The organism is Thermus islandicus DSM 21543, from assembly GCF_000421625.1.
Classification (GTDB): Bacteria; Deinococcota; Deinococci; order Deinococcales; family Thermaceae; genus Thermus; species Thermus islandicus.
Window position 1 is genome coordinate 1 of record NZ_ATXJ01000006.1, and the last position, 26396, is coordinate 26396.

Annotated in this window: 24 protein-coding genes and 3 pseudogenes; 16 read left to right on the forward strand and 11 right to left on the reverse strand. The window is 69.3% G+C overall.

Going from position 1 to position 26396, the window contains the following annotated elements:
* Nucleotides 1-397: pseudogene (locus tag H531_RS0107180) on the reverse strand (diaminopimelate decarboxylase); the annotation flags it as partial.
* Nucleotides 398-523: 126 nt separating this feature from the next.
* Here H531_RS0107180 and H531_RS0107185 point away from each other — a divergent pair.
* The 8 genes from H531_RS0107185 (at nt 524) to H531_RS0107220 (ending at nt 7227) form a co-directional block, all read left to right on the forward strand.
* Nucleotides 524-1519, forward strand: coding sequence for a tyrosine-type recombinase/integrase (locus H531_RS0107185; protein WP_439332789.1), 996 nt, complete (start codon nt 524-526; stop codon nt 1517-1519).
* 64 nt (nt 1520-1583) lie between these two features.
* Entirely contained in the window at nt 1584-2168 is a 585-nt protein-coding gene (locus tag H531_RS0107190) for a TetR/AcrR family transcriptional regulator (RefSeq protein WP_022798681.1), read from the forward strand.
* Nucleotides 2155-3126 carry a 1,2-phenylacetyl-CoA epoxidase subunit PaaA gene (paaA, locus tag H531_RS0107195; RefSeq protein ID WP_022798682.1) on the forward strand — a complete coding sequence of 324 codons (972 nt, stop codon included), beginning with the start codon at nt 2155-2157 and terminating at the stop codon, nt 3124-3126. The genes H531_RS0107190 and paaA overlap by 14 nt, the downstream gene beginning before the upstream one ends.
* Before the next feature lie 9 nt (nt 3127-3135).
* Nucleotides 3136-3657, forward strand: a complete 522-nt coding sequence (locus tag H531_RS0107200) for a phenylacetic acid degradation protein (protein ID WP_022798683.1) — start codon at nt 3136-3138, stop codon at nt 3655-3657.
* Nucleotides 3650-4429 (forward strand): 1,2-phenylacetyl-CoA epoxidase subunit PaaC, encoded by a 780-nt coding sequence (gene paaC, locus H531_RS0107205; RefSeq protein ID WP_022798684.1) that lies wholly within the window; start codon nt 3650-3652, stop codon nt 4427-4429. The genes H531_RS0107200 and paaC overlap by 8 nt, the downstream gene beginning before the upstream one ends.
* A complete protein-coding gene (gene paaD / locus H531_RS0107210) occupies nt 4423-4878 on the forward strand; it encodes a 1,2-phenylacetyl-CoA epoxidase subunit PaaD (protein WP_022798685.1) in 456 nt (151 codons plus the stop codon). The genes paaC and paaD overlap by 7 nt, the downstream gene beginning before the upstream one ends.
* A gap of 13 nt (nt 4879-4891) precedes the next feature.
* On the forward strand, nt 4892-6883 hold the full coding sequence (gene paaZ / locus H531_RS0107215) for a phenylacetic acid degradation bifunctional protein PaaZ (RefSeq protein WP_022798686.1): 1992 nt from the start codon (nt 4892-4894) through the stop codon (nt 6881-6883).
* A gap of 20 nt (nt 6884-6903) precedes the next feature.
* Nucleotides 6904-7227 carry a winged helix-turn-helix transcriptional regulator gene (locus H531_RS0107220; protein ID WP_022798687.1) on the forward strand — a complete coding sequence of 108 codons (324 nt, stop codon included), beginning with the start codon at nt 6904-6906 and terminating at the stop codon, nt 7225-7227.
* Here H531_RS0107220 and H531_RS13475 read toward each other — a convergent pair.
* The 4 genes and pseudogenes from H531_RS13475 to H531_RS13885 all read right to left on the reverse strand — a co-directional run.
* Nucleotides 7224-8071: pseudogene (locus tag H531_RS13475) on the reverse strand (FAD-binding protein); the annotation flags it as partial. The gene H531_RS0107220 and the pseudogene H531_RS13475 overlap by 4 nt on opposite strands.
* A gap of 23 nt (nt 8072-8094) precedes the next feature.
* Complete coding sequence (locus H531_RS0107230; RefSeq protein ID WP_022798688.1) at nt 8095-8511, reverse strand: type II toxin-antitoxin system VapC family toxin; 417 nt, start codon at nt 8509-8511, stop codon at nt 8095-8097.
* Complete coding sequence (locus H531_RS0107235) at nt 8495-8746, reverse strand: ribbon-helix-helix domain-containing protein (RefSeq protein ID WP_022798689.1); 252 nt, start codon at nt 8744-8746, stop codon at nt 8495-8497. Before H531_RS0107235 ends, H531_RS0107230 begins: the two co-directional genes overlap by 17 nt.
* 25 nt (nt 8747-8771) lie before the next feature.
* Nucleotides 8772-9277: pseudogene (locus H531_RS13885) on the reverse strand (nicotinate-nucleotide diphosphorylase).
* A 58-nt stretch (nt 9278-9335) separates the two neighbouring features.
* Between H531_RS13885 and H531_RS0107245 the strand changes: the two are divergent.
* From H531_RS0107245 to H531_RS0107255, 3 genes are all read left to right on the forward strand, one after another.
* Nucleotides 9336-11297: a thioredoxin domain-containing protein gene (locus H531_RS0107245; RefSeq protein ID WP_022798691.1), complete on the forward strand. Its 1962-nt coding sequence runs from the start codon at nt 9336-9338 to the stop codon at nt 11295-11297.
* A gap of 144 nt (nt 11298-11441) precedes the next feature.
* On the forward strand, nt 11442-13052 hold the full coding sequence (locus H531_RS0107250; protein WP_028490716.1) for a long-chain fatty acid--CoA ligase: 1611 nt from the start codon (nt 11442-11444) through the stop codon (nt 13050-13052).
* Entirely contained in the window at nt 13052-13813 is a 762-nt protein-coding gene (locus H531_RS0107255; RefSeq protein WP_022798693.1) for an SDR family oxidoreductase, read from the forward strand. Before H531_RS0107250 ends, H531_RS0107255 begins: the two co-directional genes overlap by 1 nt.
* A gap of 13 nt (nt 13814-13826) precedes the next feature.
* Here the strand turns inward: H531_RS0107255 and H531_RS0107260 are convergent, their stop codons facing one another.
* Together H531_RS0107260 and H531_RS0107265 are read right to left on the reverse strand one after the other, a co-directional pair.
* A complete protein-coding gene (locus H531_RS0107260; protein WP_439332790.1) occupies nt 13827-14285 on the reverse strand; it encodes an EamA family transporter in 459 nt (152 codons plus the stop codon).
* A 12-nt stretch (nt 14286-14297) separates the two neighbouring features.
* Nucleotides 14298-15344 carry a glycoside hydrolase family 130 protein gene (locus H531_RS0107265; RefSeq protein ID WP_022798695.1) on the reverse strand — a complete coding sequence of 349 codons (1047 nt, stop codon included), beginning with the start codon at nt 15342-15344 and terminating at the stop codon, nt 14298-14300.
* Between the two features lie 102 nt (nt 15345-15446).
* On the opposite strand from H531_RS0107265, the gene H531_RS0107270 reads away from it, so the two are divergent.
* The 5 genes from H531_RS0107270 to H531_RS0107290 are packed head-to-tail and all read left to right on the forward strand — an operon-like array spanning nt 15447 to nt 22025.
* The gene (locus tag H531_RS0107270) at nt 15447-16439 is read left to right on the forward strand and encodes a LacI family DNA-binding transcriptional regulator (protein WP_022798696.1); all 993 of its coding nucleotides are present in this window, start codon (nt 15447-15449) and stop codon (nt 16437-16439) included.
* 46 nt (nt 16440-16485) lie between these two features.
* Nucleotides 16486-17721 carry an ABC transporter substrate-binding protein gene (locus H531_RS0107275; protein WP_022798697.1) on the forward strand — a complete coding sequence of 412 codons (1236 nt, stop codon included), beginning with the start codon at nt 16486-16488 and terminating at the stop codon, nt 17719-17721.
* Between the two features lie 48 nt (nt 17722-17769).
* The gene (locus H531_RS0107280) at nt 17770-18876 is read left to right on the forward strand and encodes a carbohydrate ABC transporter permease (protein WP_022798698.1); all 1107 of its coding nucleotides are present in this window, start codon (nt 17770-17772) and stop codon (nt 18874-18876) included.
* On the forward strand, nt 18873-20237 hold the full coding sequence (locus H531_RS0107285; RefSeq protein ID WP_022798699.1) for a carbohydrate ABC transporter permease: 1365 nt from the start codon (nt 18873-18875) through the stop codon (nt 20235-20237). The genes H531_RS0107280 and H531_RS0107285 overlap by 4 nt, the downstream gene beginning before the upstream one ends.
* 3 nt (nt 20238-20240) lie before the next feature.
* The gene (locus tag H531_RS0107290) at nt 20241-22025 is read left to right on the forward strand and encodes a glycogen debranching N-terminal domain-containing protein (protein WP_028490717.1); all 1785 of its coding nucleotides are present in this window, start codon (nt 20241-20243) and stop codon (nt 22023-22025) included.
* A gap of 4 nt (nt 22026-22029) precedes the next feature.
* Here H531_RS0107290 and thiD read toward each other — a convergent pair whose 3' ends face one another.
* The 4 genes from thiD to H531_RS0107310 are packed head-to-tail and all read right to left on the reverse strand — an operon-like array spanning nt 22030 to nt 26392.
* Nucleotides 22030-22806: a bifunctional hydroxymethylpyrimidine kinase/phosphomethylpyrimidine kinase gene (gene thiD / locus H531_RS0107295; protein WP_022798700.1), complete on the reverse strand. Its 777-nt coding sequence runs from the start codon at nt 22804-22806 to the stop codon at nt 22030-22032.
* Nucleotides 22807-22853: 47 nt separating this feature from the next.
* Nucleotides 22854-24155: an MFS transporter gene (locus tag H531_RS0107300; protein ID WP_022798701.1), complete on the reverse strand. Its 1302-nt coding sequence runs from the start codon at nt 24153-24155 to the stop codon at nt 22854-22856.
* Between the two features lie 4 nt (nt 24156-24159).
* A complete protein-coding gene (gene thiC / locus H531_RS0107305; RefSeq protein ID WP_022798702.1) occupies nt 24160-25467 on the reverse strand; it encodes a phosphomethylpyrimidine synthase ThiC in 1308 nt (435 codons plus the stop codon).
* Nucleotides 25454-26392 (reverse strand): FAD-dependent oxidoreductase, encoded by a 939-nt coding sequence (locus H531_RS0107310; protein WP_022798703.1) that lies wholly within the window; start codon nt 26390-26392, stop codon nt 25454-25456. The genes thiC and H531_RS0107310 overlap by 14 nt, the downstream gene beginning before the upstream one ends.
* Nucleotides 26393-26396 lie beyond the last annotated feature (4 nt).

Consider the following 26396-nt stretch of genomic DNA (forward strand, 5'->3'; position numbering starts at 1 on the left):
CCGGGTTCACCCGGAGGAGGACCCGGGCTACCCGCAGGAGGTCGCCCTCGGAATCCAACACCACCCAAGGGGCCTTCTCCCGAAGCGTTCCCAGGGCTTCTTCCGTCTTCACTGGGCCGTTCCAGAGCACCTCCTCGGGGCCAAACCCTGCCCGGTAGGCCCGGAGGATCTCCCCCAGGGAGACGGCCTCGGCTCCCAGGCCCAGGGCGCGCAGGCGGCGTAGGAGGCCCAGACGGGGGTTGGCCTTGAGGGCGTAAAAGAGCCTGGCCTCGGGGAAGGCTTGCCTGAGCCTCTTTACCTGGGCGGCGATGCGGGTCCAGTCGTAAGCGTAGAACGGGGTGGGAAAGCGCCCTAGGGCTTCCCGCACCGCTTGCAGAAAGGTAGGGCTCAGGGGCATGCTCAAGGTCCTCGAGGCGTTCCCCGTAAAGCCACGGGGGCCGCCCTAGGCCTCAGCCTACCGGCACGGGGTTCGCGGGGTGAGGTGCAGCGTGTCTTGTATCTTCGCGAAAGGTACATTTCGCGCATGTATAATGCCCCCATGCCCCCGGAGAAGCGCACGACCAAAACCCCGCCTCCAGAGCCAACCTGGGCCCTCTGGCAGGCCCTTGGGATCGGGAAGGCCTGGGCGAGGGCCTACCTCGGCCACGCGGAAGCGTACCGTGGGGCCCTTGCCCCCTACGCGGAGTACCTGCTTCTGGAGCGGGGCCACTCCCCAAGGGGGGTGCGACGCTACTTTCAGGACCTGGTCCTGTGGTTCCGCTTCCTCGAGGAGCGCGGCCTCCCGCCAGGCCCCGAAGCGGTGCGCGCCCTCCTCCTAGAAAAGCGCTGGGCGGCGAGGCGGGTCCAGGGCTTCCTCGCCGCCCTGAGGGGGTACTACCGCTACTTGGCCCAGGTGCGGGGGGAGGCCGCGGCGGACCCTACGGAGGGCATCGGCCGGCCCAAGGCGGGGAGGCGCCTTCCCCTGCACCCTGGCCCTGAAGAGCTGCGGCGCTTCCTCGAGGCCTTGTCCCAGGAGAAGGAGGCCCGGCTCCTCGTGGCCCTCGCCCGCTTCCTCTACGGCACGGGCCTCCGCATCTCCGAAGCCCTCTCCCTCAAGGGGCGGAACCTCCTCCTGGAGGCGGGCCGCCCCGTGGCGGTGCGGGTGGTGGGCAAGGGGAACAAGGAAAGGCTCGTGCCCCTTTCCAAGACGGCCCAGGAGGTTCTGGAGGCGCTGGGGCCGGCTCCCGGTAATGTGAGTATATTCACATTCTCGCAGGGCAGGCGCCGGGGCCACATTCCCTCTGCCCGCTGGGTGGAGGCCAAGTTTCGCGAAGCCGCCCTTAGGGCGGGCCTGGACCCCCGGCGGTTCACCCCCCACAAGCTCCGGCACGCCTACGCCACCCTCCTGGTGGAGATGGGGGCCGAACTGGACGCGGTAAAGGACCTCTTAGGCCACGAGTCCATCGCCACCACCCAGATCTACCTCCACGCCTCCCGGGAAAGGCTGAAGGAGGCGGCCTCGAGGCTCCCAGACCTCTAAAAGGTGAGCCGGGACACTTGTCCCGCTGCCCTGGGTATGCTAACCTAACAAGCGATTGTTAGCCATGGACCGGCGCAGCCAGATCCTCCAGATGGCCGGCCACCTTTTCAGCCAGCGGGGCTACCACGCCACCAGCATCCGCGACCTGGCCAAGGCCCTGAACCTCCAGGGGGGGAGCCTCTACGCCCACATCGCCTCCAAGGAGGAGCTCCTCCTGGAGGTGGTGCGCCAGGCCGCGGAAAGGTTCCAGAAGGTCTTGGAGGCTCTGCCCCCGGAAGACCCCGTGGCCCGGATGAAGGCCCTCGTCAAGGGGCATCTCCGGGTCATCGCCGAGGAGCTTCCCCGGGCCACGGTCTTCTTCCACGAGTGGAAGCACCTCTCCCCTCCCCTCCTCGAGGAGGCCAAGGCCCTGAGGCGCCGCTACGAGGAGGGGGTCCAGGGGGTGATTGCGGAAGGGGTGGAAAAGGGAGTGTTCCGGGTGGAGGACCTCCGCCTGGCCACCCTCTTCGTCCTCTCGGCCCTCAACTGGACCTACCAGTGGTACCGCAAGGACGGTCCCCTTTCCCTCGAGGCCCTGGCCGAGGCCTACGCCGGGATGCTCCTTAGAGCCCTGGGCGTGGAGGAAGGAGGCGAGGATGGTAAAGCTTAGGATCGGTTACCCCGAGGACCCGGACTACCAGGAGAGGCTTGCGGAGTTTGAGGCGAGGATCGCCCGGGGGGAGAAGATTGAGCCCGGGGACTGGATGCCTGCGGAGTACCGGCGCCAGCTCATCCGCATGATCTCCCAGCACGCCCACAGCGAGTGGGTGGGGATGCTCCCCGAGGGCGCCTGGATCCCCCGGGCCCCCTCCCTAAGGCGGAAGCTCATCCTCCTGGCCAAGGTCCAGGACGAGGCGGGGCACGGCCAGTACCTCTACCACGCCGCCGAAACCCTAGGGGTGAGCCGGGAGGAGATGGTGGCGGCGCTCCTTTCGGGCAAGGCCAAGTACTCCAACATCTTCAACTACCCCACCCTTACCTGGGCGGATGTAAGCATCATCGGCTGGCTGGTGGACGGCATGGCCATCAAGAACCAGACCATGCTGGCCCAGTGCTCCTACGGCCCCTACTCCCGGGCCATGGTGCGCATCTGCGCCGAGGAGACCTTCCACCACAAGCAGGGGAAGGAGGCCGTCCTCCTCTACGCGAAAGGCTCCCGCAAGCAGCGCCAGATGGTCCAAGACGCCCTGAACCGCTGGTGGTGGCCCACCCTGATGATGGCGGGGCCCCACGACACCGACTCCCCCCACACCCCCCTCCTCCTCCGCTGGGGCATCAAGACCAAGACCAACGACCAGATCCGGCAGGAGTTCCTGAACGAGCACGTGCCCGAGCTCTTGGAGGCGGGGCTCACTATCCCCGACCCCCACCTCCGTTACGACGAGAAGACGGGGAACTGGGTCCACGGCCCCATCCCCTGGGACGAGTTCTGGAAGGTGATCAACGGGGAAGGCCCCATGAACCGGCACCGCCTCGAGGCGAGGAGGAAGGCCCACGAGGAGGGGCGCTGGGTCCGGGAGGCCATGGAGGCCTACGCCAAGAGGCGGCTCGCCCAGGCCGCGGACTAGGGAGGCCTTATGTGGGGGACCGAGTGGCCCCGGTTTGAGGTGATCAAGCAGGACACCGAGAGGAGCCTGCCCCAGATGGTGGGCTCGGTGCACGCCGCAGACCCCGAGCACGCCCTCCTCCTGGCCCGGCACGTCTTCGTGAGGCGGCCTTCGGCCTACGCCCTCTTTGTGGCCCCAGCGGAGGCCTTCTTCCACGTGAGCCAGGAGGGCCTCAAGGACCCGAAGGCCCTGGAGGGGCCTCTAGGGGAGGAGGAGGCCTACTGGGTCTTCGCCAAACGGAGCCACCGCCGGAGCATGGTCTACGGGGATCTGGTGGGCCGCTTCCTGGCCCGAAGCCCCCAGGAGGCGGTGAAGGAGGCCCTGCTCCAAGGCGGGGGCGTGGCCTTTTGGGCGGTGCCGGAAAGGCTCCTCGTGGGCACCGAGCCCACGCCGGAGGTGGTGGAGAGCTGGTTCGCCCCGGCCAAGGACAAGACCTACCGCCTCCAGAGCTACTACGGGCTGATCACCGCCAAGGAGGTGGCGGATGCTTGACCCCCGCCTGAAGGAGGCCCTCATCGCCAAGCTCACCGCCTTGGCCGACGACGAGGTGGTCCTGGCCCAGCGCCTCTCCGAGTGGGTGGCCCACGCCCCCATCCTCGAGGAGGACATCGCCATCGCCAACCTGGCCCAGGACGAGCTGGGCCACGCCAAGCTCTACCTGGAGCTGAGGCGCGAGCTGGAGGGGTCCGACCCCGGTCACGCGGAAGCGTATCTTGATGAGCTCGTCTTCCTGCGGGACCCCTTGGAGTACCAAAACGCCGTCCTGGTGGAGCTTCCCAAGGGGGACTGGGCCTTCACCATGGTCCGGCAGTACCTTTTTGACCTCTATGAGAACCTCTGGCTTTCCGAGGCTGGGCGGAGCGCCTATAGGCCCCTCGCGGAGGTGGCGGAGAGGGCCCTCAAGGAGGAGCGCTTCCACCTTAGGCACTCTGCCCTCTGGGTGGAAAGGCTCGGCCAGGGGACGGAGGAAAGCCACGCCCGGGCAGAGAGGGCCCTGGAGGTCCTCTTCCCCTACGCCAAGCAGCTCTTCGTGCCCCTCCCCGGGGAGGAGGAGCTTTGGACGGCGGGGTACGTGCCGGACCTGAGGGCCCTCGAGGCCCGCTACCTGGAGGAGGCCGCCCGCCACCTCACCCGCTCCGGGCTCAGGCTGCCGGAAGGGGGGTACGTGCCCAAGAGCCGCAAGGAGCACACGGAGTACCTGTGGTCCCTCCTCGCGGAGATGCAGTCCGTGGCCCGCTGGGATAAGGAGGCGAAGGCGTGGTAGCGCGGTACTGGGAGGCCCTAAAGGGGGTGAAGGATCCGGAAATCCCCGTCCTCAACATCGTGGAGATGGGGATGGTCCTGGGGGTGGAGGCCGAGGGGGAAAGGGTCAGGGTGCGCTTCCGCCCCACCTTCTCCGGCTGCCCGGCCCTGCAGACCATCCGGGAAGAAATCGTGAGGGCCCTCAAGGAGGCGGGGGCAGGGGAGGTGGAGGTGGAGGAGGCCAGGGCCCCTTGGAGCACCGAGGCCATGACCGAGGAGGCCAAGGCCAAGCTCCGAGGCTACGGCATCGCCCCACCCCTCCCCCTCCCCATGGCGGGGGAAGACCCCGCCTGCCCCCGGTGCGGAAGCCGGGAGGTGGCCCTCAAGAACCCCTTCGGGACCACCCTGTGCAAGAGGCTCTACCAGTGCGCCGCTTGCGGCGAGGTCTTTGAGGCCTTCAAGACGGTCTGAGAAAGGAAAAGCGATGAAGCTCCAAAGCTACCTTATGGGGGAGTGGCGGGAGGGCCAGGGAGAGGGCACTCCCGTGCGGGACGCGAGCACAGGGGAGGTCCTGGCCTACGTCACGGCCCAGGGCCTGCCCCTGAAGGAAGCGGTGGCCTGGGGCCGCGAGGTGGGGGGGAAGGCCCTTTCCGCCCTGGGCTTCCAGGAGCGAGGCCGGAGGCTTAGGGCCCTCGCCCAGTACCTCTCGGAGAGGAAGGAGGCCCTTTACCGCCTCTACGCCACCACGGGGGGTACCAGGCGGGACGCCTGGTACGACGTGGACGGGGGAATCGGGGTCCTCTACACGTATAGCTCCTTGGCCCGCAGCCTCCCCGAGGGAAACCTCCTCCCCGAGGAGGACTTCCTCCCCCTCTCCCGGGACCTCTCCTTCCAGGGGCGGCACGTCCTTGCCCCCAAGGGGGGGATCACCGTCCAGATCAACGCCTTCAACTTCCCTGTCTGGGGGCTTCTGGAGAAGTTCGCCCCCGCCTTCCTTGCTGGGGTTCCCACCCTGGCGAAGCCCGCCACCCCCACGGCCCACGTGGCCGAGGCCCTGGCGCGGATGATGCTGGAGTCGGGCCTCCTCCCCGAAGGGAGCCTCCAGCTCCTTTCGGGAAGCGTGGGGGACCTCCTGGACGCCCTGGACTACCGGGACAGCGTCTTCTTCACCGGGTCCAAGGCCACCGCGGACCGGCTCCGCCGCCACCCGGCCTTCCTGGAGCGGGGGGCTCTCTTCAACGCCGAGGCCGACTCCCTAAACCCCGCCCTCCTGGGGGAGGAGGCTACGGAGGAGGAGCTTAAGCGCCTCGCCCAGGAGATCGCCCAGGAGCTCGCCATCAAGACGGGGCAGCGGTGCACCGCCATCCGCCGGGTCCTGGCGCCCAAGGACCGCCTCGAGGCCCTCCTTCAGGCCACCCGGGAGCGCCTGGAGACCTTAAGGCCCGGCGACCCCCGGGAGGAAGGGGTGGACCTTGGGCCCCTCGCCTCCCTGGAGCAGAAGGCCGAGGTGGAGCGGGCGGTGGAGGCCCTTTTGCAGGCCGGGGCCCGGGTTTACTGGGCCCACCCCGGGAGGCGGGACGGGGCCTTCTTCCCCCCCACCCTCCTCCTCGCCGAGGACCCCTGGCCCGAGGCCCTGCACCAGGTGGAGCCCTTCGGCCCCGTGGCCACCTTCTTTCCCTACCGAACCCGGGAGGAGGCGGCGAGGCTCGCCGCCCTGGGCGGGGGAAGCCTCGTGGCCACCGTGGCCACGAAGGATCCGGAGGAGGCCCGCTTCTACCTGGAGGCCCTCGCCCCCCACGTGGGGCGGCTTCACTTCCTGAACGCCCGCACCGCAGCCTCCTCCACGGGGCACGGCTCCCCCCTCCCCCGCCTCCTCCACGGGGGGCCGGGGCGGGCCGGGGGCGGGGAGGAGCTTGGGGGCCTTCTCTCGGTGAGGCGGCACCTCCAGCGCCTTGCCCTCCAGGCCGACCCTTGGCTCCTCTCCGCCCTCACGGGGGAGCACGCCAAGGGGGCGGAAAGGCCCGCAAGCGTCCACCCCTTCCGCAAGGCCTACGAGGACCTCGAGGTGGGCGAGACCCTCACCACCCACCGCCGCACCGTCACCGAGGCGGACATCACCCTTTTCTCCGCCCTCTCCTGGGACCACTTCTACGCCCACACCGACGAGCTCGCTGCCAAGGAGAGCCTCTTCGGCAAGCGGGTGGCCCACGGCTACTTCGTCCTCTCGGCGGCGGCGGGCCTTTTTGTGGATCCGGCCCCGGGCCCGGTGCTGGCCAACTACGGCCTCGAGGGCCTGCGCTTTCTGGAACCCGTGGCCGCGGGGGACACCCTCCAGGCCCGGCTCACCGTGAAGCGCAAGCGGCCCCGGGACGAGAAGGCGGGCGTGGTGGAGTGGGCCGTGGAGGTGGTGAACCAGGAGGGCAAGACCGTGGCCGCCTACACCGTCCTCACCCTGGTGGCCCGTAAGGGCGCTTAGGCCCGTGCTACCATAGGTGCATGGGCGAGCCCGGCGCCTTCTGCCCCGTCTACGCTGCCTTGAACCTCCTCCAGGAGAAGTGGACGCTCCACATCGTTCGCGCTCTCCTGGAGGGGCCTAAGGGCTTCAACGAGCTGGCCCGGGCCGTGGGCGGGGTAAACCCGGCCACCCTCTCCCAGCGCCTGGAGCACCTGGTGGCGGTGGGGGTGGTGGAGAAGCGGGTGGAGTCCCACATGCCTCCCCGCACCCGCTACCGGCTCACGGAGGCAGGCCGGGAACTGGAGGCGGTGATCGCCGCCATAGAGGGCTGGGCGCGGAGGCACCTCCGCGCCCCCGTGGCCTAGCCCTCGCCCCGGGGGACCCGGCGGAGCTGGAGGCCTTGGGCCTCGAGGGGGTAAGCCTCCTCCCAAGCCCCGGGGAAATCCTCGCGGACGTGGGCCCCGCGGCTTTCCTCCCGGGCCAGGAGTCTCGCCAAGAGGAGGAGGCTTCCCGCCTCCAGCTCGGCTCGGCTGGCCAGGCGGAGGAAGGCCCGGAGCTCCTCCCCCCGCCAAGGCCTCCATGGACCTCCGGAGGAGCGGCCAGGGCGGGAAGGGGTTCGGCCCGAGGGGGGAAGGCCAAGTCCCCTAGGGCCGCCTTCGCCGCCCGTTCCCCCATGACCAAGCCCTCGAGGAGGCTGTTGGAGGCCAGGCGGTTCGCCCCGTGGAAGCCGGTGGAGGCCACCTCCCCGGCGGCGTAGAGCCCGGGGACCCCGATGTAGCCCCGGGGGTCCACCTTCACCCCGCCCACGGCGTAGTGGGCCACGGGGAGGGGCTCCCTCAGGGGGTCAAGGCCGAGCGCCCGGGCCCGGGCCACCACCGTGGGGAAGCGCTCCTCCAGGTGGGGGATGGGCCGGAGGTCCAGGTACACCCCGCCCGTCTCCCTCCCCTCCCGGAAGACCGCCCGGGCCCCCACGTCCCGGGGGGCGAGCTCCCCCAGGGGGTCATAGCGGGGCATGAAGCGTTCCCCGCGGCGGTTCAGGAGCAGGGCCCCCTCCCCCCGGCAGGCCTCGGAGACCAGGGAGCCCTCCGGCAGGGCCGTGGGGTGAAACTGGACGAACTCCAGGTCGCGGAGCACCGCCCCCGCCCGCCAGGCCAGGGCCATCCCGTCCCCGGTGGCCCCTCGAGGGTTCGTGGTCACGGGGAAGAGCTTGCGCCAAGGCTTCCCCACGCATCCTATCCACTATGCAGGGCCTCCCCTACGGAGACGAAGCCCTGTTCCCAGAAGTGCTCGTCGTAGGCGAAGGCCTTTTCCAGCCGCCTTTCCCGCATGAAGAGGAAGCTCGTCCAGTCCACCAGGCTTACCTCCCGCCTGCCTGAGGCCAGGAGCGCGGTGAGGGCGGCGCGGTGCAGGGCCTCGCCCACGGGCGCCACCTCCACCACCCCCAGGAGGTCGTGGGCCAGGGCCTGGACCGCCTCCACGCCGAGCCGCCTTTGGACCAGGGCCACGCTCTCCACCACCACGTAGGCGTGGGTCGTGAGGGGCCAGCGGGCCTCCAGAAGCCCCCTGAAGGTTTGGGCGGCCTCCTGGTGATGGGCGTCGTCCCGGTCCAGAAGGGCGTAGAGGGCCGAGGTGTCAAGGAAGACGGCCAAAGGCCTCCTCCAGATAGCGGTCGTGGGCCTCGCTCACGTCCCTTTGGCCGGAGGCGAAGCGGCCCACGGCGAGGAGGGCCCGCCTGGCCTGGCCCTCATAGCCCTCACCCTCCTCTTCCAAAAACCGCTCCACCGCCCGGCGCACGAGCTCCGCCAAGGAAACCCCCTCCGCGTGGGCCTTGGCCTTGAGCCGCGCCCACTGGGCCTCAGTGAGCTGCACCTGGGTGCGCACCATGCCATCATGGTAGCATACTTTGCCATCATGGACGCACCACCAGGAGGGAGAGGTCCAAGGCCTGAGTGGGTGAGGGCCCCCACGGAGACGTAGTCCACCCCGGCCTCCGTTGCCGCCCGCGCCCGCTCCAAGGTCATGTTCCCGCTCGCCTCGAGGGGCACCCGCCCTCCCGCGCGGCGCACCGCCTCCCTTACCCCGCCCGCGGCCCGGATGTGGTTCTCCTTGAGGCGGGTGTCCAGCACCTGGGTCCCCGTCCCCTCGAGGGCCTCCACGTAGGCCCGGGTCAGGGTGGTGATCCCGGAAAGCCTCTGGAGGAGGTTAAGGGCGAGCCTCGCGGGGGTCGGCGAGGGCGAAGACCCGCTCCGCCACCCAAAGCCCTGCGAGGACGCCCCTTTCCTTGGCGAGGATCACGGCCTCGCCCCAAAGGTCCTCCGGGACCACGAGAAGGCTCGTGAGGTCCCCGTGTCCCAGGTCCTCCAGGAGCCAGGCCTTTAGGGCCTCCTCCAAGCCGCCTTTCCCGAGCGCCTCCACGCCCCCATTGTAAGGAGAGGGCCTTTCCCCTTCGGCTCCCCGCCCTAGCCTGGAGGGGATGGGAAACCGCCTCAAGGGCGCCCGAAGCCCCTACCTCCTCGCCCACGCCGAGGACCCCGTGGACTGGTACCCCTTTGGCGAGGAGGCCTTCCGGAAGGCGAGGGCCGAGGACAAGCCTGTCTTCCTCTCCGTGGGCTACGCTGCCTGCCACTGGTGCCACGTGATGCACCGGGAAAGCTTCCAGGACCCCGAGGTGGCGGCCCTGCTCAACGCCCACTTCGTGCCCGTGAAGGTGGACCGGGAGGAGCGGCCCGACGTGGACGCCGCCTACATGCGGGCCCTTGTGAGCCTCACGGGCCAGGGGGGCTGGCCCATGAGCCTCTTCCTCACCCCCGAGGGCAAGCCCTTCTTCGGGGGCACCTACTTTCCCAAAGAGGACCGGGGGAGCCTCCCCGGGTTCAAACGGGTCCTCCTGGCCGTGGCTCGGGCCTGGCAGGAGGGGCGGCGGGAAGTCCTGGAGGAGGCGGAGCGGCTGGCCAAGGCGCTTTGGCGCAGCCTGACCCCGCCTCCGGGGCCCCTGGCGGCGGACCTGGAGGAAAGGGCGCTGGGAACGCTTTCGCAGGCCTTTGACCCCGAGTGGGGCGGGTTCCTCCCCGCCCCCAAGTTCCCCCAGGGGCCCCTCCTTCTTTACCTCCTCTCCCGGGCCTGGGAGGGAGAGCCTACGGCACGAAGGCTCCTCCCTCCCACCCTCCGGGCCATGGCCCTTGGGGGGCTTTACGACCAGGTGGGGGGTGGGTTTCACCGGTACAGCGTGGACCGCTTCTGGCGGCTACCCCACTTTGAGAAGATGCTCTACGACAACGCCCTCCTGGCCCGGGTTTACCTCGAGGCCTACGCGCTTTGGGGGGAACCCCTCTACCTCCGGGTGGCCCAGGAGACCCTGGACTGGCTCCTTTCCATGCAGGACCGGGAGGGGGGGTTTTACACCGCTGTGGATGCGGAGAGCGAGGGGGAGGAGGGGCGGTACTACACCTGGACCGAGGCCGAGCTGAAGGAGGCCTTAGGGGAAGATTTTCCCCTGGCCCGCCGCTACTTTGCCCTAGGGGAGGACCTGGGGGAGCGCTCGGTCCTCACCGCCTGGGGGGAGGGGGAGGTGAGGGAGGCTTTGGGGGAGGGCTTGGCCGCCTGGCGGGCTGGGGTCAGGGCGAGGCTTCTCGCCGCGCGCGGGCGGCGGACCCCGCCTGCCTTGGACGACAAGGTCCTCGCCGACTGGTCCGCCCTGGCGGTGCGGGCTCTGGCCGAGGGGGGGAGGCTTTTGGGGGAGAGGCGCTACCTGGAGGCTGCCCGCAAGGGGGCCCGCTTCCTCCTCGCGAGGATGCGCCGGGGAGGCCTCCTGCGCCACGCCTGGCGCAGGGGGGACCTGGGCGAGGAGGCCTTCCTCTCGGACCAGAGCTTTGCCGCCCTGGCCCTGCTGGAGCTGTACACCGCCACGGGGGAGGGGCCCTACCTGGAGCAGGCCCGCCTTCTGGCGGAGGAGGCCCTTTTGGCCTTCGGCCCTTCCGAAGCTGAGAGTGGCCTGCCCCTTCCCGCCCAGGAGATGGACGAGACAGCCCTGCCGGCGGGGGCAAGCGCCCTGGCCGAGGCGTTTTGGCGCCTCGAGGCCCTCCTTGGCGAGGGCCAAGGCTACCGGGAGCGGGCGGAGAGGATCCTGGAAAGCCGGGCCCTTCTCCTTGGCCGCTATCCCCACGCCTTCCCCGGGTTCCTTTTGGCCAAGCGGCTCCTGGAGGCGGGCTCCGAGCTGGCCGTTCCCCTTCCCTCCCCCCTGGCGGAGGCCTCGAGGCGGCTCTACCTCCCCCTTACCCAGCTGGTTCTGGCCCCGGCGGGAGCCCTCCCCACCTTGGAGGGCAAAGAGCCGGGAAAGGCCTATCCCTGCCGCCGCGGGGTTTGCCGGAGGCCGGTAGTGGAGGTGGAGGCGCTTTTGGGGGAGGTTCAGGCTCTGTATGGGGGGGATAATGTGTAAAGTTTCACGATTATTACGGCTCGTGAGCAAAATCTCCATAAAACACATTGACACCCTCCCCCAACCGGGGTAAAGTGACCCTACCGACCGGTCGGTGTTCCGAGGCCTGACCCGCCGAGGCCAAGCCGCTGAGGGGAGGAAAAGATGCTTCCCAGCACCATGATGGAGGAGGAGCTCAACCTTTGGGACCTTCTGGAGCGGGCCGCAGCCCTTTTTGGCAGGAAAGAGGTGGTTTCCCGCCTCCACACCGGAGAGCTCCACCGCACCACCTACGCCGAGGTGTACCGCCGGGCCAGGAGGCTCATGGGCGGCCTAAAGTCCCTCGGGGTGGGCGTGGGGGACCGGGTGGCCACCCTCGGCTTCAACCACTTCCGCCACCTGGAGGCCTACTTCGCCGTCCCCGGCATGGGGGCCGTGCTGCACACCGCCAACCCCCGCCTCTCCCCCAAGGAGATCGCCTACATCCTGAACCACGCCGAGGACAAGGTCCTCCTCCTGGATCCCCAGCTCCTGCCCTTGGTAGAGGCCCTACGGGGCGAGCTCAAGACCGTGGCCCACTTCGTGGTCATGGACGCGAAGGCCCCCGAGGGCTACCTGGCCTACGAGGAGCTCCTGGGGGAAGAGGCGGACCCCGTGCGGGTGCCGGAAAGGGCCGCCTGCGGGATGGCCTACACCACCGGCACCACCGGCCTCCCCAAGGGGGTGGTGTACAGCCACCGCGCCCTGGTCCTCCACAGCCTCTCGGCCGGCCTACCCGACGGGACGGGGCTCTCGGAAAAGGACGTGGTCCTGCCCGTGGTCCCCATGTTCCACGTCAACGCCTGGTGCCTCCCCTACGGGGCCACCCTGGTGGGGGCCAAGCAGGTCCTGCCGGGGCCGAGGCTTGACCCCGCCTCCCTGGTGGAGCTCTTTGACGGGGAAGGGGTGACCTTTACCGCCGGCGTGCCTACGGTGTGGCTCGCCCTGGCCGACTACCTGGAGAGCACCGGCCACCGGCTGAAGACCCTAAAGCGCCTCACCGTAGGGGGCTCGGCGGCCCCACGGAGCCTGGTGGAGCGCTTTGAGCGCATGGGCATAGAGGTGCGCCAGGGCTACGGCCTCACCGAGACCTCCCCGGTGGTGGTGATGAACTTCATCAAGGGCTACCTGGAGGAGAGGCTTTCCCCGGAGGAGCGAATCACCTTCAAGGCCAAGACCGGCCTCCCCATCCCCCTGGTGCGCCTCCGGGTGGCCGACGAAGCGGGTAGGCCCGTGCCTCAGGACGGGAAAACCCTGGGGGAGGTCCAGCTCAAGGGACCCTGGATCACCGGGAGCTACTACCAAAACGAGGAGGCCACGCGCAGCGCCCTCACCCCGGACGGCTTCTTCCGCACCGGGGACATCGCCGTTTGGGACGAGGAGGGCTACCTGGAGATCAAGGACCGGCTCAAGGACCTCATCAAGTCGGGGGGGGAGTGGATCTCCAGCGTGGACCTGGAAAACGCCCTCATGGGCCACCCCAAGGTGAAGGAGGCGGCGGTGGTGGCCATCCCGCACCCCAAGTGGCAGGAGCGCCCCCTGGCGGTGGTGGTGCCCCGGGGGGAGAGGCCCAGCCCGGAGGAGCTGAACGAGCACCTCCTCCGGGCGGGCTTCGCCAAGTGGCAGCTTCCCGACGCCTACGTCTACGTGGAAGAGATCCCAAAGACTAGCGCAGGCAAGTTCCTGAAGCGTGCTATAAGGGAGCAGTACAGGGACATGTTCCAAGGGAGCGCATAGTGTTCCTGGAGAAGTTCCGCTTAGATGGCAAGGCGGCCCTGGTCACCGGGGGCTCCCGGGGGCTTGGCCTCGAGGCCGCCCTCGCTCTGAAGGAGGCCGGGGCCAGGGTGGCGGTGGTGGCGCGGCGGGCGAGCTTCTTTGCCGAGGCCCAAAAGGCCCTAGGGGAGGACGCCCTCTACCTGGAGGGGGACGTGCGGGACGAGGCCCGCCTGGAGGCCATCGCGGAGGAGGTGGAGGAGAAGCTTGGACCCCTGACCATCCTGGTGAACGCCGCCGGGATCAGCTGGGGGGCCCCTTCCCTGGAGATGCCGGCGGAGAAGGTGCGGGAGGTCTTGGAGGTGAACCTGGTGGGGGCCTTTCTGGCCAGCCGGGTGGCCGCACGGCGCATGAAGGAACAGGGCTACGGCAAGATCCTTCACATCGCCTCCGTGGCCGGGCTCAAGGGGGAGCCCCCCGAGGTTTTGGACGCCGTGGGCTACACCGCCTCCAAGGGAGGCCTCATCGCCCTCACCCGGGACCTGGCGGTGAAGTGGGGGAGGTGGGGCATCCGGGTGAACGCCCTCGCCCCGGGGTTTTTCCCCACCCGGATGACGGAGAGGGTCCTGCCCCGGGCCGAGCCCTTCCTCAGGGCCACCCTGCCCCTGGGCCGCCCGGGGGCCCCGGGGGAGCTGGGCGGGGCGGTCCTGTTCCTGGCCAGCCCCGCCTCCGACTACGTGACCGGGGCCGTCCTGCCCGTGGACGGCGGGGCCACCGCCCTCTAACCCGCCGGAGGGATCAGCGCCTCTGGGTCCAAAGGACCCCGAGGGCGAGGAGGAGGCTCGCGGCGGTGGCCTCCAGAGGAGAGCGGCGCCGCACGGCCAAGGCCACCCCCACGCTGTAGGCGCCCCAAAGCAGGGCGGCCAGGACCAGGAGAAGGTCCCCGAGGAGCCGGGAACCCTCCCCTCCCCCACCCGCTTGGCCCAAGGCCAGGAGGCCCACCCCCGTTCCCGAAAGGACAAGGCCCCCAAGGAGGCTTGGGCCCAAGGGCTTCCGGAAGTAGAGGCTGTAGGCGAAGGCGGTGGAAAGGGGGTACAGGGCGGCCACGGCGCTGGCGTCCGAGGCGGGAGCCAGGCGCACCCCCGTGAAGAAGACGAGGTTGAAGAGGGCCAGGAAGAGGGTTTCCCCCAGGGGGGCGAGCCTAGGCAGCCGCCCGAGGACCAGGAGGAAGAGGGGCATCGCCAGGGCAAAGCGCAGGAAGGACCCCCCCTAGACCGGGACGATGCGGGCAAGGACCTCCTCCAGGGGGGCGGTGAAGACGCCGAGGGCGTAATCCCCCACCCCGCCCACGAAGACGAGCTCCTCCCCGTAGAGGAAGAGGCCGTTGCCGTAAAGGGTCAGGGGGCGGTCCCCGTAGGACTCCACCAGGCCCTGGGGGGCCAGGAGGTAGTGGGAAAGGCCCACCATCTCCCCGTCCCCCTTAAGGCGGGCAAACCCGTGCCGGTAGGAGAGGTCCCCCCGGAAGATGCCGTGGAAGGCCACCAGGTAGGTGCCGTCCTCGAGGCGGAGGGCGTTGGTGGACCAGCCCACCTTGTACTCAAAGGGCTCCGGGGGAAGGACGGGCCTGAGGTCGGTCACCCTCAGGGTGTCCAAGGCGAGGCGCCCTCGCCAGCAGAGGTCCGGGACGCCGGAAAAGCTCGGCCTTAGGAGGAGGTTCCCCCCCTCCAGCAGGGTGGCGTTTTTCGTGGGGAGGTAGAGCCCCTCCCCCTCCTGGCCCACCTTGAGGAGCCCCTTCCGCCTCACGGAAAGGTCCTCCCCCAGCTCGGCCAGGGCGAGGGCGGCGGTGAAGACGTCCTTGTGGTCGGTGTTCCGGGCGTCCCCCAGCTTGCCCACCGCAGTGTAGAAGAGGAGGAACCCCGCGTCCGCCGCGTGGGCTCGGGCGTCCTCGCACCCCCGGACGGCCTCGTAGAGCTCCGTGGGGTAGAGGACGATCCGCACAGGCAAGGGCCTGGGGACCCGGCCCCGAAGGAGGTCCTCCACGGGCACCGCCGCGTGCCCGATGGCCGAGGCGTAGCTGTAGTAGTCAAAGATGAGGCGGGGAAAGAGGTGGACGACCCCGTCCTTCAGGACCGCCCCGGGGTTGAAGGCGGCCAAGGGGCGTTGCCTGGGGTAGTTCTCCACCCGGACCTCCTCCGGGGAGATGTAGAGGCGGCGGCGGAAAAGGTCCTCCGTGTGCGGGCTCCTGAGCCCCTGGGCGCGCGCCAGGAAGCGGCGGGCCTCCTCCTTTAAGGTCTCCTCCAGCTCGGCGATGGTCATGCCCAACCTCCCCCTCGGTTTTACCAGAAGCCCACCCTTGGGGAAAGGGTGGGGCTTGACAGGGCCGGGGGGAGTGGGCTAGGCTTTGCGTAAACGGTTACGATGGGCAAAAAAGAGCCTTTCACCATACGAGAAATCGCGCGCTTAGCAAACGTTTCCGTAGGTACGGTTAGCCGGGCCCTGAACGGCCGACCCGGCGTCAGCCCTAAGACTCGGGCGCGCATCCTGGAGCTGGTGCGCACCCTCGGGTTCACCCCCTCGGCCGCAGCCCGGGAGCTCGTGGGGCGCTCCGCCAGCGTGGGCCTCCTCCTGGCCCCGGGGGTGCGCCGGTACACCCCCTACTTTCTCCTCCTCCTCGAGGCCCTCTCGGAGGCCCTGGCCCAGGATGGCCTCCGGGTGAAGGAGGTGGCCACGGACCCGTATGGGCTTCCCCTGGAGGAGGCCATGGGCTACATCCTCCTGGGCGCCCACGACCACGACCCCCGCCTGGAGGAGCTTAGGCGCTCCGGGCGGCCCTTCGTCCTCCTGGGCGCCTACCCCGGCGTCTTCGCCGTGGCCCCGGACGACGTGGACGGGGGGTACCAGGCCACCCGCCACCTCCTCCAGCTCGGGCACGAGGCGGTGGCCCACCTCACGGGCCACCTCCACCACCAGGCGGGGCGGGAGCGCCTCCTCGGGTACCGCAAGGCCCTGGAGGAAAGGGGCCTCCCCTTTCGTCCCGAGCTCGTCCTGGACGGAGCCTTTGACCCTCTCGCCGCCTACCGGGCGGTGCGCCGGGCCTGGGAGGGGGGCCTGCGGTTCACCGCCCTCTTTGCCGCCTCGGACGAGATGGCCCTGGGGGCCAAGGCGGCCCTCGAGGACCTGGGCCTAAGGGTTCCCTGGGACGTGAGCCTGGTGGGCTACGACGACCTGCCGGAGATCGGGGAAGGCCTCACCACCGTGCACCAGGATATCCCCACCATCGCCCAAGAGGCGGTGGCCTTGCTCAAGGAGGCCCTTTCGGGCGGAGCGCCCGTAGGCAAGCGGGTGCCCGTGCGCCTGGTGGTGCGGGGCACCTCCATGCCAAGGGAGGTGGGAGCCAGGGAAACACGGTAGGTCCGCGGCACTTAGGCTAAGGTGGAGCGAAGCGAAAGGAGGTCGTATGCGTAAGGTAGTCTGGATTCTTCTCGCCCTTTCGGGCCTAGGGGCCCTGGCCCAGACCCAGGTGCGCATCTCGGGCTGGGGTGGAACCGACATCGCCATCGTCAACGGCCTATTGAAGGAAGTGGTTCAGCCTAAGCTGGACAAGGAAGGCATCCGGGTGGTTTACGAGCCCATTGAGGGCGACTACACCCAGTGGCTCTTCAACGCCCTCTCCGCGGGCACGGCTCCGGACCTCTTCTACGTGGACATCTTCTGGTCGGAAAGCCTCTTCGCCACGGGAAAGGTGGAGCCCCTGGACCGCTACTTCTCCAAGCAGGAGGTGGCCGCGTTCCTGCCCAACCTGGTCCAGGGCTTCACCTATGGGGGCAAGCTCTACGGCATCCCCAAGGACTTCAACACCCTGGCCCTGGAGTACAACAAGGACCTCTTTGACGAGGCGGGGGTGAAGTACCCCAACCAGCAGGACACCTGGGAGACCCTTGAGGCCAAGCTCCGCCAGGTGCAGTCCAAGCTGAAGGACGTGGCCGGGCTTTGCGTGGTGGCCGATTTTGCCCGGTTTGGACCCTTCGCCTTCGCCACCGGCTGGAAGCCCTTTGACGAGAAGGGGCAGACGGTGCTGGACCAGAACTTCCGCCGGGCCTTTGAGTGGTACACGGGCCTGGTCAAGCGGGGCGCGGCCCGCTTCGCCCAGGACCTGGGGGAGGGCTGGACGGGGGGATGCTTCGGCGGGGAGAAGGCGGCGGTAGCCCTGGAGGGGGCCTGGATCGCGGGCTTCCTGCGGGACAAGGCGCCCAACCTCAAGTACGGCACCACCTTCCTCCCCCTGGACCCCGTGACCCGGAAGCGGGGCAACTTCGTCTTCACGGTCTCCTGGAGCATGAACGCCGCCAGCAAGAACAAGGAGGCGGCGGCCAAGGTCCTGAAGGCCCTCACCTCGCCTGAGGCCCAGCAATGGGTTCTGGAGCGGGGCCTGGCCATCCCGAGCCGCAAGGCCCTCGCCAACAACCCCTACTTCCAGCGCCCTGGCAAGGAGCCGGAGCTGAACCGCATCGTCTTCCAGGGCTCCTCCGCCCAGGGAGGGGTGGTCTACCCCTTCAAGTTTAGGGGGTATGGCGGCGACTGGATGCGGCCCATCAACGACGCCCTGCTGGCGGTGATCACCGGGCAGAAGGGCGTGGACCAGGCGCTGAAAGACGCCCAGGCCGCCCTGGACCGGCTCACGGGCAGGAAGTAGGAGAAAAGGGGGGGCGGCCCAAGGCCGCCTCCCCTTTTGGGAGCGCCCATGCGCCTAAAAGCCCGTACCCTCGAGGCCCTCTACGCCCTCTTCCTGCTCCTGCCCTTTCTTTTCACCCTTCTCGTCTTCTTCCTTTACGCCTTCCTGCGGGCGGCCTACTTCAGCTTCACCGACTACGACCTCTTCTCCCCGCCCCGCTTCGTGGGGGTGGAAAACTACTTGAGGCTTTTCCGGGAACCCCTTTTCCTCACCGCTTTAAAGCACACCCTGGCCTACAGCCTCGTGGTCACCGCCCTGCAAACCCTTTTCGCCCTGCTCCTGGCCATCGCCCTGAACCGGCCCCTCAAGGGGATCACCGCCTTCCGCACCGTTTACTACCTTCCCTCGGTGATCTCCACGGCGGCGGCGAGCCTCCTCCTCCTCTGGCTCTTCCAGCGCACCGGGCTCGTGAACCAGGGGCTTTCCTTCCTCCTCGCCCACCTCCCCCACCTTCTGTCCCTAGGCCTCCTCTTCCTGGCCTTCCAGGGGGCCCAGGTGGCCTGGGCGCGGCGGAGGGGAGAAGGGGTGGCCTTCTTTGACCCCGCCCTGGCCCTCCTCTCCCTGCCCCTCGCCCTCCTCGCGACCTACGCCCTGGGGCTTTTCGGCGTGATCGGGGCCCAGGAGGTGCGGGTGGAGATCCCCTGGCTCCCCACCACCGCCACCTTTCTCGGCATCCCCTATCCCCTTTGGGCCATCATCCTGATGAACACCTACACCACCATCCCTACCTTCATGGTCCTCTTCCTCGCCGGGCTCAAGGGCATTCCCCAGAGCCTCTACGAGGCCGCGGCCCTGGACGGGGCGAGCCCTTGGGTCATCTTTAGCCGCATCACCGTGCCCCTCCTAAGGCCCGTGCTCTTCCTGGTGGTCACCATGGGCCTGATCGGCACGCTGCAGCTCTTTGACCAGGTGCTCTTCGTGGGGGGCTCGGGCGGGGCGCCCCTCGAGGCGACCATCACCCTGGCCTACTACGTCTACGGCAACGTCTTCCCCTCCGGGGCCGCTCCCCGGGTGGGGTTGGCCTCCGCGGCGGCCCTCTTCCTGGCGGGGCTCACCCTCCTTGTGGTCCTCCTGCAAAGGCGGTTCGGCGTGAGCGAGAGGGGGTGGGCGGGATGAATCCCAAGGAGGCGGCGCGGAGGCGCTGGGCGAGGCTGGCCTGGATCTACGGCCTGCTCCTCGCCTTCGGCGTCTTCTTCGTTGGCCCCTTCCTCATGGGCTTCCTGGCGAGCCTCAAGGCCAACCCCCTGGAGTGGCCCTTCACCCTGAGCTTTGCCCAGGTCCGCCCCAAGAACTGGGCGGCGGCCTTCCGGCTGGGGGGGATGGGAGCGGGGGACCCGTGGCTTGGCGGCATGCGCCCGGGAAGGGAGGTAACCCTGGAGGTGGCCTACTTCTCCCGCGAGGCGGCCCCGCCGGAGCTTGCCGCCACCATCCCCAGGAGGAAGCCGGGGGCGGGCATGGGCGCGGTGTTTGAAAGCCCCTACGCCGCCGACTACGTCCGTCTTACGGGTCCCACCCTTGTGGCCAGGCAGCCCGCCCGGCTGGGGCAGGAGGAGGGGTACGTCTACCGCTACCGGCTCCGGATCGCCTACCCCGGGAAAGGGCCCTACCTGGAGCGGGTCCCCCTGGACCTCGAGGCCCCCCGCGGGGCCCTTCTCGTGGAGGCCACCCTGGACCCCACCCGGTTTGAGCGGCGGGGCCGGGTGGCGAGCTGGGACAACGTGGCCCCAGGGCTTCTCGGCTACGTGTTCCACAACTACGTCCGGGCCTTCCGGGAAACCCGAAGCCTAGAGACGGGGCAGAGCCTCTTCCTGCGCTGGACCCTGAACTCCCTTTTCCTCTCCCTCGTCAAGGTGCTCACCACCTTGGTCTTTGCCTCCATGGCGGGCTACGCCCTAGCGAGGCTTCGCTTCCCGGGCAGGCAGGCCCTCTTCCTCTTCATGCTCTTCAGCATGATGGTCCCCGGCCAGGTGACCTTCATCTCCAACTACCTGGTGCTCAAAGACGGCATCTTCGGCCTCTCCAGGCTCTTCGGGGTGGAGACCCTCCTCAACACCTACGCCGGGCTCATCCTCTCCGGACTGGTGGGGGCGGGCGCCGTCTTCATCATGAAGCAGTTCTTTGAGTCCATCCCAAGGGAAGTGGAGGAAGCGGCCCTCATTGACGGGGCTACCCCCCTCCAGACCCTCTTCCGCATCATCCTGCCCATGTCCACCCCGGCCCTGGGGGCCCTGAGCATCCTCACCTTCCAGGGAACCTGGAACGAGTTCTTCTGGCCCTTCGTGGTCCTCACGAGCCCTAGGGAGATCTACACCCTTCCCCTCGGCCTCCTCTCCTTCCGCAACGCTTACGGCCAGGTGGGGGACTGGGGACTGATCCTGGCCGGGGGGTTTTTCTCCATGGTGCCCGTGCTCATCCTCTTCGCCGCCTTCCAGCGCTACTTCGTGGAGGGGGTGAGCGTGGGCGCGGTGAAGGAGTGAGCCGTGGTCCTTCCCCTCAAAGAAGACGACACCTACCTGGTGCTGAACGAGCGGGGCTTCGCCGAAGGGGGGGCGGAGGGCTTCTACCGCCACGACACCCGCTTCCTCGCCCGCTACCGCCTCCGCCTCCCCGAGGGCTTCGCCCTGCTGCAAAGCCGATCCCCGAGACCCGACCGCCTGGTCCAGGACTGGGCCCGCTTTCAGGGTCCGGATGGGGAGGTCTTCCTGAGGCGCAGCCTGGTCCTGGCCCGGGGAAGGGTTCGGGAGGAGCTCCGCTTCCAAAACCTCGGCCCCACCCCTCTGGAGGTGGCGGTGGGGCTGGAGGTGGTGCCGAGCTTTCAGGACCTTTTCCAGGCCCGGGGCTGGCACGCCTCTACTGGGGAGGTCCCCGGGTTTTCCTACCGCTCCCCGGACGGGGTGGAGCAGCGGGTGGTCCTCTCCCCTCCCCTACCCCCAGAGGGGTACAGGCTCTTCCTCCCGCCCCGGGGGGAGGGGGTGTTGGGGTGGGAGGTGGCCCTTGTAAGCCCCCTCGAGGCGGAGGGGACCCTGCCCAGCTACGAGGCCTTCCTCGCCGCCTTCCCGGAAGGGGAAGGCCGCTTTCGGGAGGCGCTTTCCCAGGCCCTCCTGGACCTGAGGGCCCTCCTCCTCGCCACCCCCGAAGGCCCCGTGCCCGCCGCGGGCATCCCCTGGTTCGTGGCGCCCTTCGGGCGGGACAGCCTCCTCACCGCCTTCATGCTCCTTCCCTGGGGGAAGGAGGTGGCGAGGAGCGTCCTCCGCTACCTGGCCAAAAGGCAGGGCGCGGTGTGGGATCCCTTCCGCGAAGAGGAGCCCGGGAAGATCCTCCACGAGGTGCGCCTGGGGGAGCTCTCCCGCCTGGGCAGGGTACCCTTTGCCCGCTACTACGGCACCGTGGACGCCACCCCCCTCTTCCTGCTCCTTTTGGGCCGGTACCTGGACCTCACCGGGGACCTTGCCCTGGTGCGGGAGCTTAGGCCCAACTGGGAGGCGGCCCTGGCCTGGATGGAGGCCGCCGACCTGGACGGGGACGGCCTTTTGGAGTTCGCCCCCTCAGGCGGGGGGCTCAGCGTGCAGTCCTGGAAGGACTCCCACGACTCCATGAGCCATAGGGACGGCCGCCTGGCCGAACCTCCCCTGGCGGTGAGCGAGGTGCAGGGGTACGCCTACGCCGCCCACCTGGCGGCCAGCACCTTCTACCGGGCCTTTGGGGAGGAGGAGAAGGCCAGGAGGCACCAGCGCCTGGGGGAGGAGCTCTTCCGCCTCATCCAGGAGCGGTTCTTCCTGGAGGACCTCGGGACCTACGCCCTGGCCTTGGACCGGAGGAAAGAGCCCCTAAGGGTCAAGGCCTCCGATGCCGGGCACCTCCTCTGGGCAGGGGCCGTTCCCGAGGAAAGGGTGGACGAGCTCCTAAAGACCCTCTTCTCCGAGGAGATGTGGACGGGCTGGGGCCTGCGCACCCTGGGCGCGAAGGAGGCCCGGTACAACCCCCTTTCCTACCACAACGGCTCCGTCTGGCCCCACGACACCGCCCTCTTCGCCGGGGGGCTTTTCCGGTACGGCCGGAAGGCCGAGGGGCGCCGGGTGGCCGAGGCCCTTTTAGACCTCGCCCTCTCCCAGCCCGACCTCCGCCTCCCCGAGCTCGTGGGGGGGTTTCCCCGGGAGGAGGGCCTCCCCCCCGTCCCCTACCCCGTGGCCTGCCGGCCCCAGGCCTGGGACGCGGGGGCGGTGGTCTACCTCTACGCCCTCTCCCAAGGAGTCAGGTCCTGGTGAGGGCTCAGGCCAGGTGGTTGAGGGGTCCGTGGCCCCGGCCCAGGGAGGGGGCGGTCCTTAGCGCCCGGGTGAGGTAGGCCTTGGCCCCGGCCACCGCCTCCTCCAAGGGCCTCCCCAAGGCGAGGAGGGCGGCGATGGCGGCGGAAAGGGTACAGCCCGTGCCGTGGGTGTTCCGGGTCCGCACCCTGGGGGCGGAGAACCGCCGAACGCCCTCCTGGGTGGCGAGGAGATCTACCGCCTCTTCCCCCTCCAGGTGCCCCCCCTTAAGGAGGATGGCCTGAGGCCCGAGGGCAAGGAGGTCCCAGGCCGCCTCCTCGGCCTCCTCTAGGGTGCGGATGGGCCTACCCAGAAGGGCCTCGGCCTCGAGGCGGTTCGGGGTGACGAGGGCCGCCAAGGGGAAAAGCCTCTCCTTGAGGGCGGCCACCGCCTCCGGGGTGAGGAGCGGGTCCCCGCTTTTCGCCACCATCACCGGGTCCACCACCAAAGGCTGGAGGCCGAAGCGGACCACCGCCTCCGCCACCCTCTCCACGATGGCCGCCTCCCCCAAGGCCCCGGTCTTGGCGGCGTGGACGGGAAGGTCCTGGGCCACGCTCGCGATCTGGGCATAGACCAGGTCTGGGGGAAGAAGGTGCACCCTTTGCACCCCTAGGGTGTTCTGGGCGGTGACCAGGGTGAGGGCGCTCGCCCCGTAGACCCCAAAGCGGCTAAAGACCTTCAGGTCCGCCTGCACCCCCGCCCCGCCCCCTGAGTCGGAGCCTGCGATCGTCAGGGCTACCCTCATGCTTTTCCCTCATTCCTGCGCTTCATCAGGCTTTTTACCGGGTGGTATCATGCGTCTTCCAAGGGCCGCCCCCGGGTTTCCACCCCGACCCCGTAGGCGAAAAGGCCCGCAAGAAGGAGGAGCCCCCCGTGGAGGGCCAGGACCCCACCGGGACCCATGAGGGGAAGGAAGGCCCCGGTGGCGTAGGGGGCGAGGATCCCCCCCACCCGGCCCACCGCCGCCGCCAACCCTGCCCCGCTGCCCCTCAAGGCCGTGGGGAAGAGCTCCGGGGTGTAGGCGTAGATGGCCCCCCAGGCCCCCAGGTTGAAGAAGGAGAGGAGGCTCCCGTAGAGGAGCACCTCATGGGGGCTTCCCGCCCGGGAGAGCAGGTAGGCGAAGAGGGCGGAAAGGCAAAGAAAGCCCACGAGGACGGGCCTTCGCCCCAGGCGCTCCACCAAGAAGGCCGCCATCAGGTACCCCGGCACCTGGGCTAGGGTAATGAGAAGGACGTACTCCAGGGAGCGTACCAGGCCGTACCCCTGGGCCACGAGGAGGGAGGGGAGCCAGATGAAGGCCCCGTAGTACCCGGCGTTCAGGGCGAACCAGGCGAGGGCGAGGAAGAGGGTGCGCCGTAGGAGGGGGGGGCGGAAGAGGGCGGCGTAGGGGAGGGGACGCGGGGTGGGCTCGGGGAGGGGCTGGGGAAGGGGCCCGCGGAAGGCCCCCTCCCAGGCCTGGACCAGGGCCTCCGCCTCCTCCACCCGTCCCCGGGCCACGAGCCAACGGGGGGACTCGGGGAGGGAAAGCCTCAGGTAGGCGGCGTAGAGGGCGGGAAGCGCCCCGGCCAAAAAGGCCGCCCGCCAGCCCAAGGAGGGCACCAGGAGGTAGCCCATGAGGGCGGCCAGGAGCCACCCCACCGCCCAGAAGGCCTCGAGGAGGACCACCATCCGGCCCCTCTGGGCCTTTGGGCTAAACTCCCCCATGAGGCTTGCCGCCACGGGGAGCTCCGCCCCCAGGCCCAAGCCGGTGAGGAAGCGGAAGAAGAAGACCCAGGGGAGGCTTGGGGCCAGGGCGGTGAGGAGGCTTCCCACCCCTGCGAGGAAGAGGCTGTACCCCACCACCGCCTTCCGGCCCAAGCGGTCCGCAAGCCGCCCTCCAAAGGCCGCTCCCAAGAGCATCCCCAGAAGCCCCGCGCTTCCCAAAAGCCCCGCCTCCTTAGGGCCCAGGCTGAACTCCCGGGAGAGGGCGGGCAGGGTGAAGCCGATGAGGCCCACGTCCATGGCGTCCAGGGCCCAGCCCAGGCCGAGGAGGAAGAGGAGCCTAAGGTGGGGCCTCCCCAGGGGCAGGCGGTCCAAGCGGGCAATGGGGTCCATGGCTCTAGGTTACGGGAAGCTCCATGCGCGCCCTTCCCTTGAGGACTGCCTCTACCAGGTTCATGGGGCAGAAGGGGCCGCACATGCTGCAGGCCTTGGTCTTGGAACCCCGTTCCTCCTTGAGGCGCCTCGCCTCCTCCGGGTAAAGGGCAAGGGCGAACTGCCCCTCCCAGTCCAGAAGGTAGCGGGCCTTGGACATCCTCCGGTTTCTCTCTAGGGCCCCCTTGTTCCCCCGGGCCACGTCGGCGGCGTGGGCGGCGATCTTGAAGGCGATCACCCCTTGCTTCACGTGCTCGGGCGTGGGCAGGCCCAGGTGCTCCGCCGGGGTCAGGTAGCAGAGCATGTCCGCCCCCATCCAGCCCGCCAAGGCCCCTCCGATGGCCCCGGCGATGTGGTCAAACCCGGCGGCGGTGTCCACAGGCAGCATCCCCAGGATGTAGAAGGGCGCATGGCCGGTGAGCTTCTTCTGGATCTGGACGTTGGTGGCCACCTCGTTCAAGGGGATGTGCCCGGGGCCCTCCACCATGGCCTGGACCCCGGCCCGCCGGGCCCGCTCCACCAGTTCCCCGATGGTGAGAAGCTCGGCGATCTGGGCCCGGTCGGTGCTGTCGGCGAGGGAGCCAGGGCGGAGGCCATCCCCCAAGGAGAGGGTCATGTCGTAGGTGCGGGCGATGGAGAGGAGGTCATCAAAGCGGGCGTAGAGAGGGTTCTCCTCCCCCCGGTGCAGCATCCAGGCAGCCATGAGCCCCCCGCCCCGGCTCACGATCCCCGTGGTGCGGGGGGTATGCCGGTAGATCTCCAGGTTTTTGAGGGTCACCCCCGCGTGGACGGTGATGTAGTCCACCCCCTCCTTGCCGTGCTCCTCAATGACCTGGAGGAGCTCGTCGGCGGACATGTCAAAGAAGTTCTTGCGCTTGGCCGCCCTAAACTCCGCCTCATAGATGGGCACGGTACCCAAGGGAACGGTGGCCACCTCGAGGATCCGCCTGCGGATCCCCTTCAGGTCCCCCCCGGTGGAGAGGTCCATAACCGTGTCTGCCCCGTACTGGATAGCCACCCGGGCCTTCTCCACCTCCTCCTCCACGTCCACGTAATCGTAGGAGGTGCCCAGGTTGGCGTTCACCTTGACGGAAAGCCCCTCCCCGATCCCCTTGAAGTCGGTGAGGGTCGTGTGGTTCGGGTTCCGCGGGATCACGATGCGGCCCGCCGCCACCCCTTCTCGGACAAACTCGGGCGAGACCCCCTCCTGCTCCGCCACGTAGGCCATCTCCTCGGTGATCTTCCCTTTCCTTGCCGCCTCAAGCTGCGTCATCGGCCACCCCCAAAAGCTCTAGGAGCCTTTTCGCCGTCCAGGGCGCGAGGAGGACGCCGTTCCTCCCGTGCCCCACCGCCGCGTAGATCCCCTCCTCCACCTCGCCCACGAAGAGCTCGCCCACGGGTCTATACCCCCAGACCGTCCCTAAAACCCCCGCCCCCTCCAGGGAAGGGAAGCGCTCGTGGGCGTAGTCGGCAAGCCAACGAAGGCCGAAAAGGTCCACTCCTTCCTTCCACCCTTCCCTCGCCGTGGCCCCCACGTAGACCCCGCCCTCCCGGGGAAGGACGTACCCCTCCCCGGCGAAGAGGGGGCCCGGGGGGGCCTCCCCCCTAAGGAGAAGCGCCTCCCCCTTGAGGGGCCGCACCTTGAGGCCAAACCTCCCTCCCCAGGCCCCCACCGCGAGGAGGATGCGGCGGGCCTCCACCTCCTCCCCGCCTAGAAGAAGCCTGCCTTGGGCCACCCCCTCCACCTCGGCCCGCCGGTACACCCCTCCTAGCGCCTGGAAGACCTCCAAGAGCGCCTCCCGGAGCCTCCTGGGGTGGACGTACCCCCCGGGAAAGCGCCTCGCGCCTAAGGCCCCCCGGACCGGGTAAGGAACAGGCGCCTCCGCCACCCACCCCTCCTTCTCCCCAGGGCTTAGGGCCGCCACCCAGGCGCCGGAAAACCCCGCCTCCACCTCGTAGCCCCTTTCCTTGAGCTCGGCGAGGAGCTCGGGGTAGCGGGCGAGGCCGTATAGCCCCGCCTCCAGAAGCCCCCCGCTAAGCCCCTCCGGGTGAGGGGCGAGCATCCCCGCGCTCGCCCGGGTGGCCGCCCCGGGCTTCTCCGCGTCCAAAAGAAGGACGGGAACCCCCCGTTTGGCAAGCTCGTAGGCGGCGAGGGCCCCGATGACCCCCCCGCCCACCACGGCCACCTCCACCCGCATGGTT

Excerpts from the sequence above, each read along its gene's own strand:
- paaZ (WP_022798686.1), top strand. The coding sequence starts at position 4,892 with ATGAAGCTCCAAAGCTACCTTATGGGGGAGTGGCGGGAGGGCCAGGGA.
- thiD (WP_022798700.1), bottom strand. The coding sequence starts at position 22,806 with ATGAGGGTAGCCCTGACGATCGCAGGCTCCGACTCAGGGGGCGGGGCG.
- H531_RS0107245 (WP_022798691.1), top strand. The coding sequence starts at position 9,336 with ATGGGAAACCGCCTCAAGGGCGCCCGAAGCCCCTACCTCCTCGCCCAC.
- H531_RS0107310 (WP_022798703.1), bottom strand. The coding sequence starts at position 26,392 with ATGCGGGTGGAGGTGGCCGTGGTGGGCGGGGGGGTCATCGGGGCCCTC.
- H531_RS0107275 (WP_022798697.1), top strand. The coding sequence starts at position 16,486 with ATGCGTAAGGTAGTCTGGATTCTTCTCGCCCTTTCGGGCCTAGGGGCC.
- H531_RS0107265 (WP_022798695.1), bottom strand. The coding sequence starts at position 15,344 with ATGACCATCGCCGAGCTGGAGGAGACCTTAAAGGAGGAGGCCCGCCGC.
- H531_RS0107200 (WP_022798683.1), top strand. The coding sequence starts at position 3,136 with ATGTGGGGGACCGAGTGGCCCCGGTTTGAGGTGATCAAGCAGGACACC.
- H531_RS0107235 (WP_022798689.1), bottom strand. The coding sequence starts at position 8,746 with ATGGTGCGCACCCAGGTGCAGCTCACTGAGGCCCAGTGGGCGCGGCTC.
- H531_RS0107280 (WP_022798698.1), top strand. The coding sequence starts at position 17,770 with ATGCGCCTAAAAGCCCGTACCCTCGAGGCCCTCTACGCCCTCTTCCTG.
- H531_RS0107270 (WP_022798696.1), top strand. The coding sequence starts at position 15,447 with ATGGGCAAAAAAGAGCCTTTCACCATACGAGAAATCGCGCGCTTAGCA.
- paaC (WP_022798684.1), top strand. The coding sequence starts at position 3,650 with ATGCTTGACCCCCGCCTGAAGGAGGCCCTCATCGCCAAGCTCACCGCC.
- H531_RS0107285 (WP_022798699.1), top strand. The coding sequence starts at position 18,873 with ATGAATCCCAAGGAGGCGGCGCGGAGGCGCTGGGCGAGGCTGGCCTGG.
- H531_RS0107220 (WP_022798687.1), top strand. The coding sequence starts at position 6,904 with ATGGGCGAGCCCGGCGCCTTCTGCCCCGTCTACGCTGCCTTGAACCTC.
- H531_RS0107300 (WP_022798701.1), bottom strand. The coding sequence starts at position 24,155 with ATGGACCCCATTGCCCGCTTGGACCGCCTGCCCCTGGGGAGGCCCCAC.
- H531_RS0107185 (WP_439332789.1), top strand. The coding sequence starts at position 524 with ATGTATAATGCCCCCATGCCCCCGGAGAAGCGCACGACCAAAACCCCG.
- paaA (WP_022798682.1), top strand. The coding sequence starts at position 2,155 with ATGGTAAAGCTTAGGATCGGTTACCCCGAGGACCCGGACTACCAGGAG.
- thiC (WP_022798702.1), bottom strand. The coding sequence starts at position 25,467 with ATGACGCAGCTTGAGGCGGCAAGGAAAGGGAAGATCACCGAGGAGATG.
- H531_RS0107250 (WP_028490716.1), top strand. The coding sequence starts at position 11,442 with ATGCTTCCCAGCACCATGATGGAGGAGGAGCTCAACCTTTGGGACCTT.
- H531_RS0107190 (WP_022798681.1), top strand. The coding sequence starts at position 1,584 with ATGGACCGGCGCAGCCAGATCCTCCAGATGGCCGGCCACCTTTTCAGC.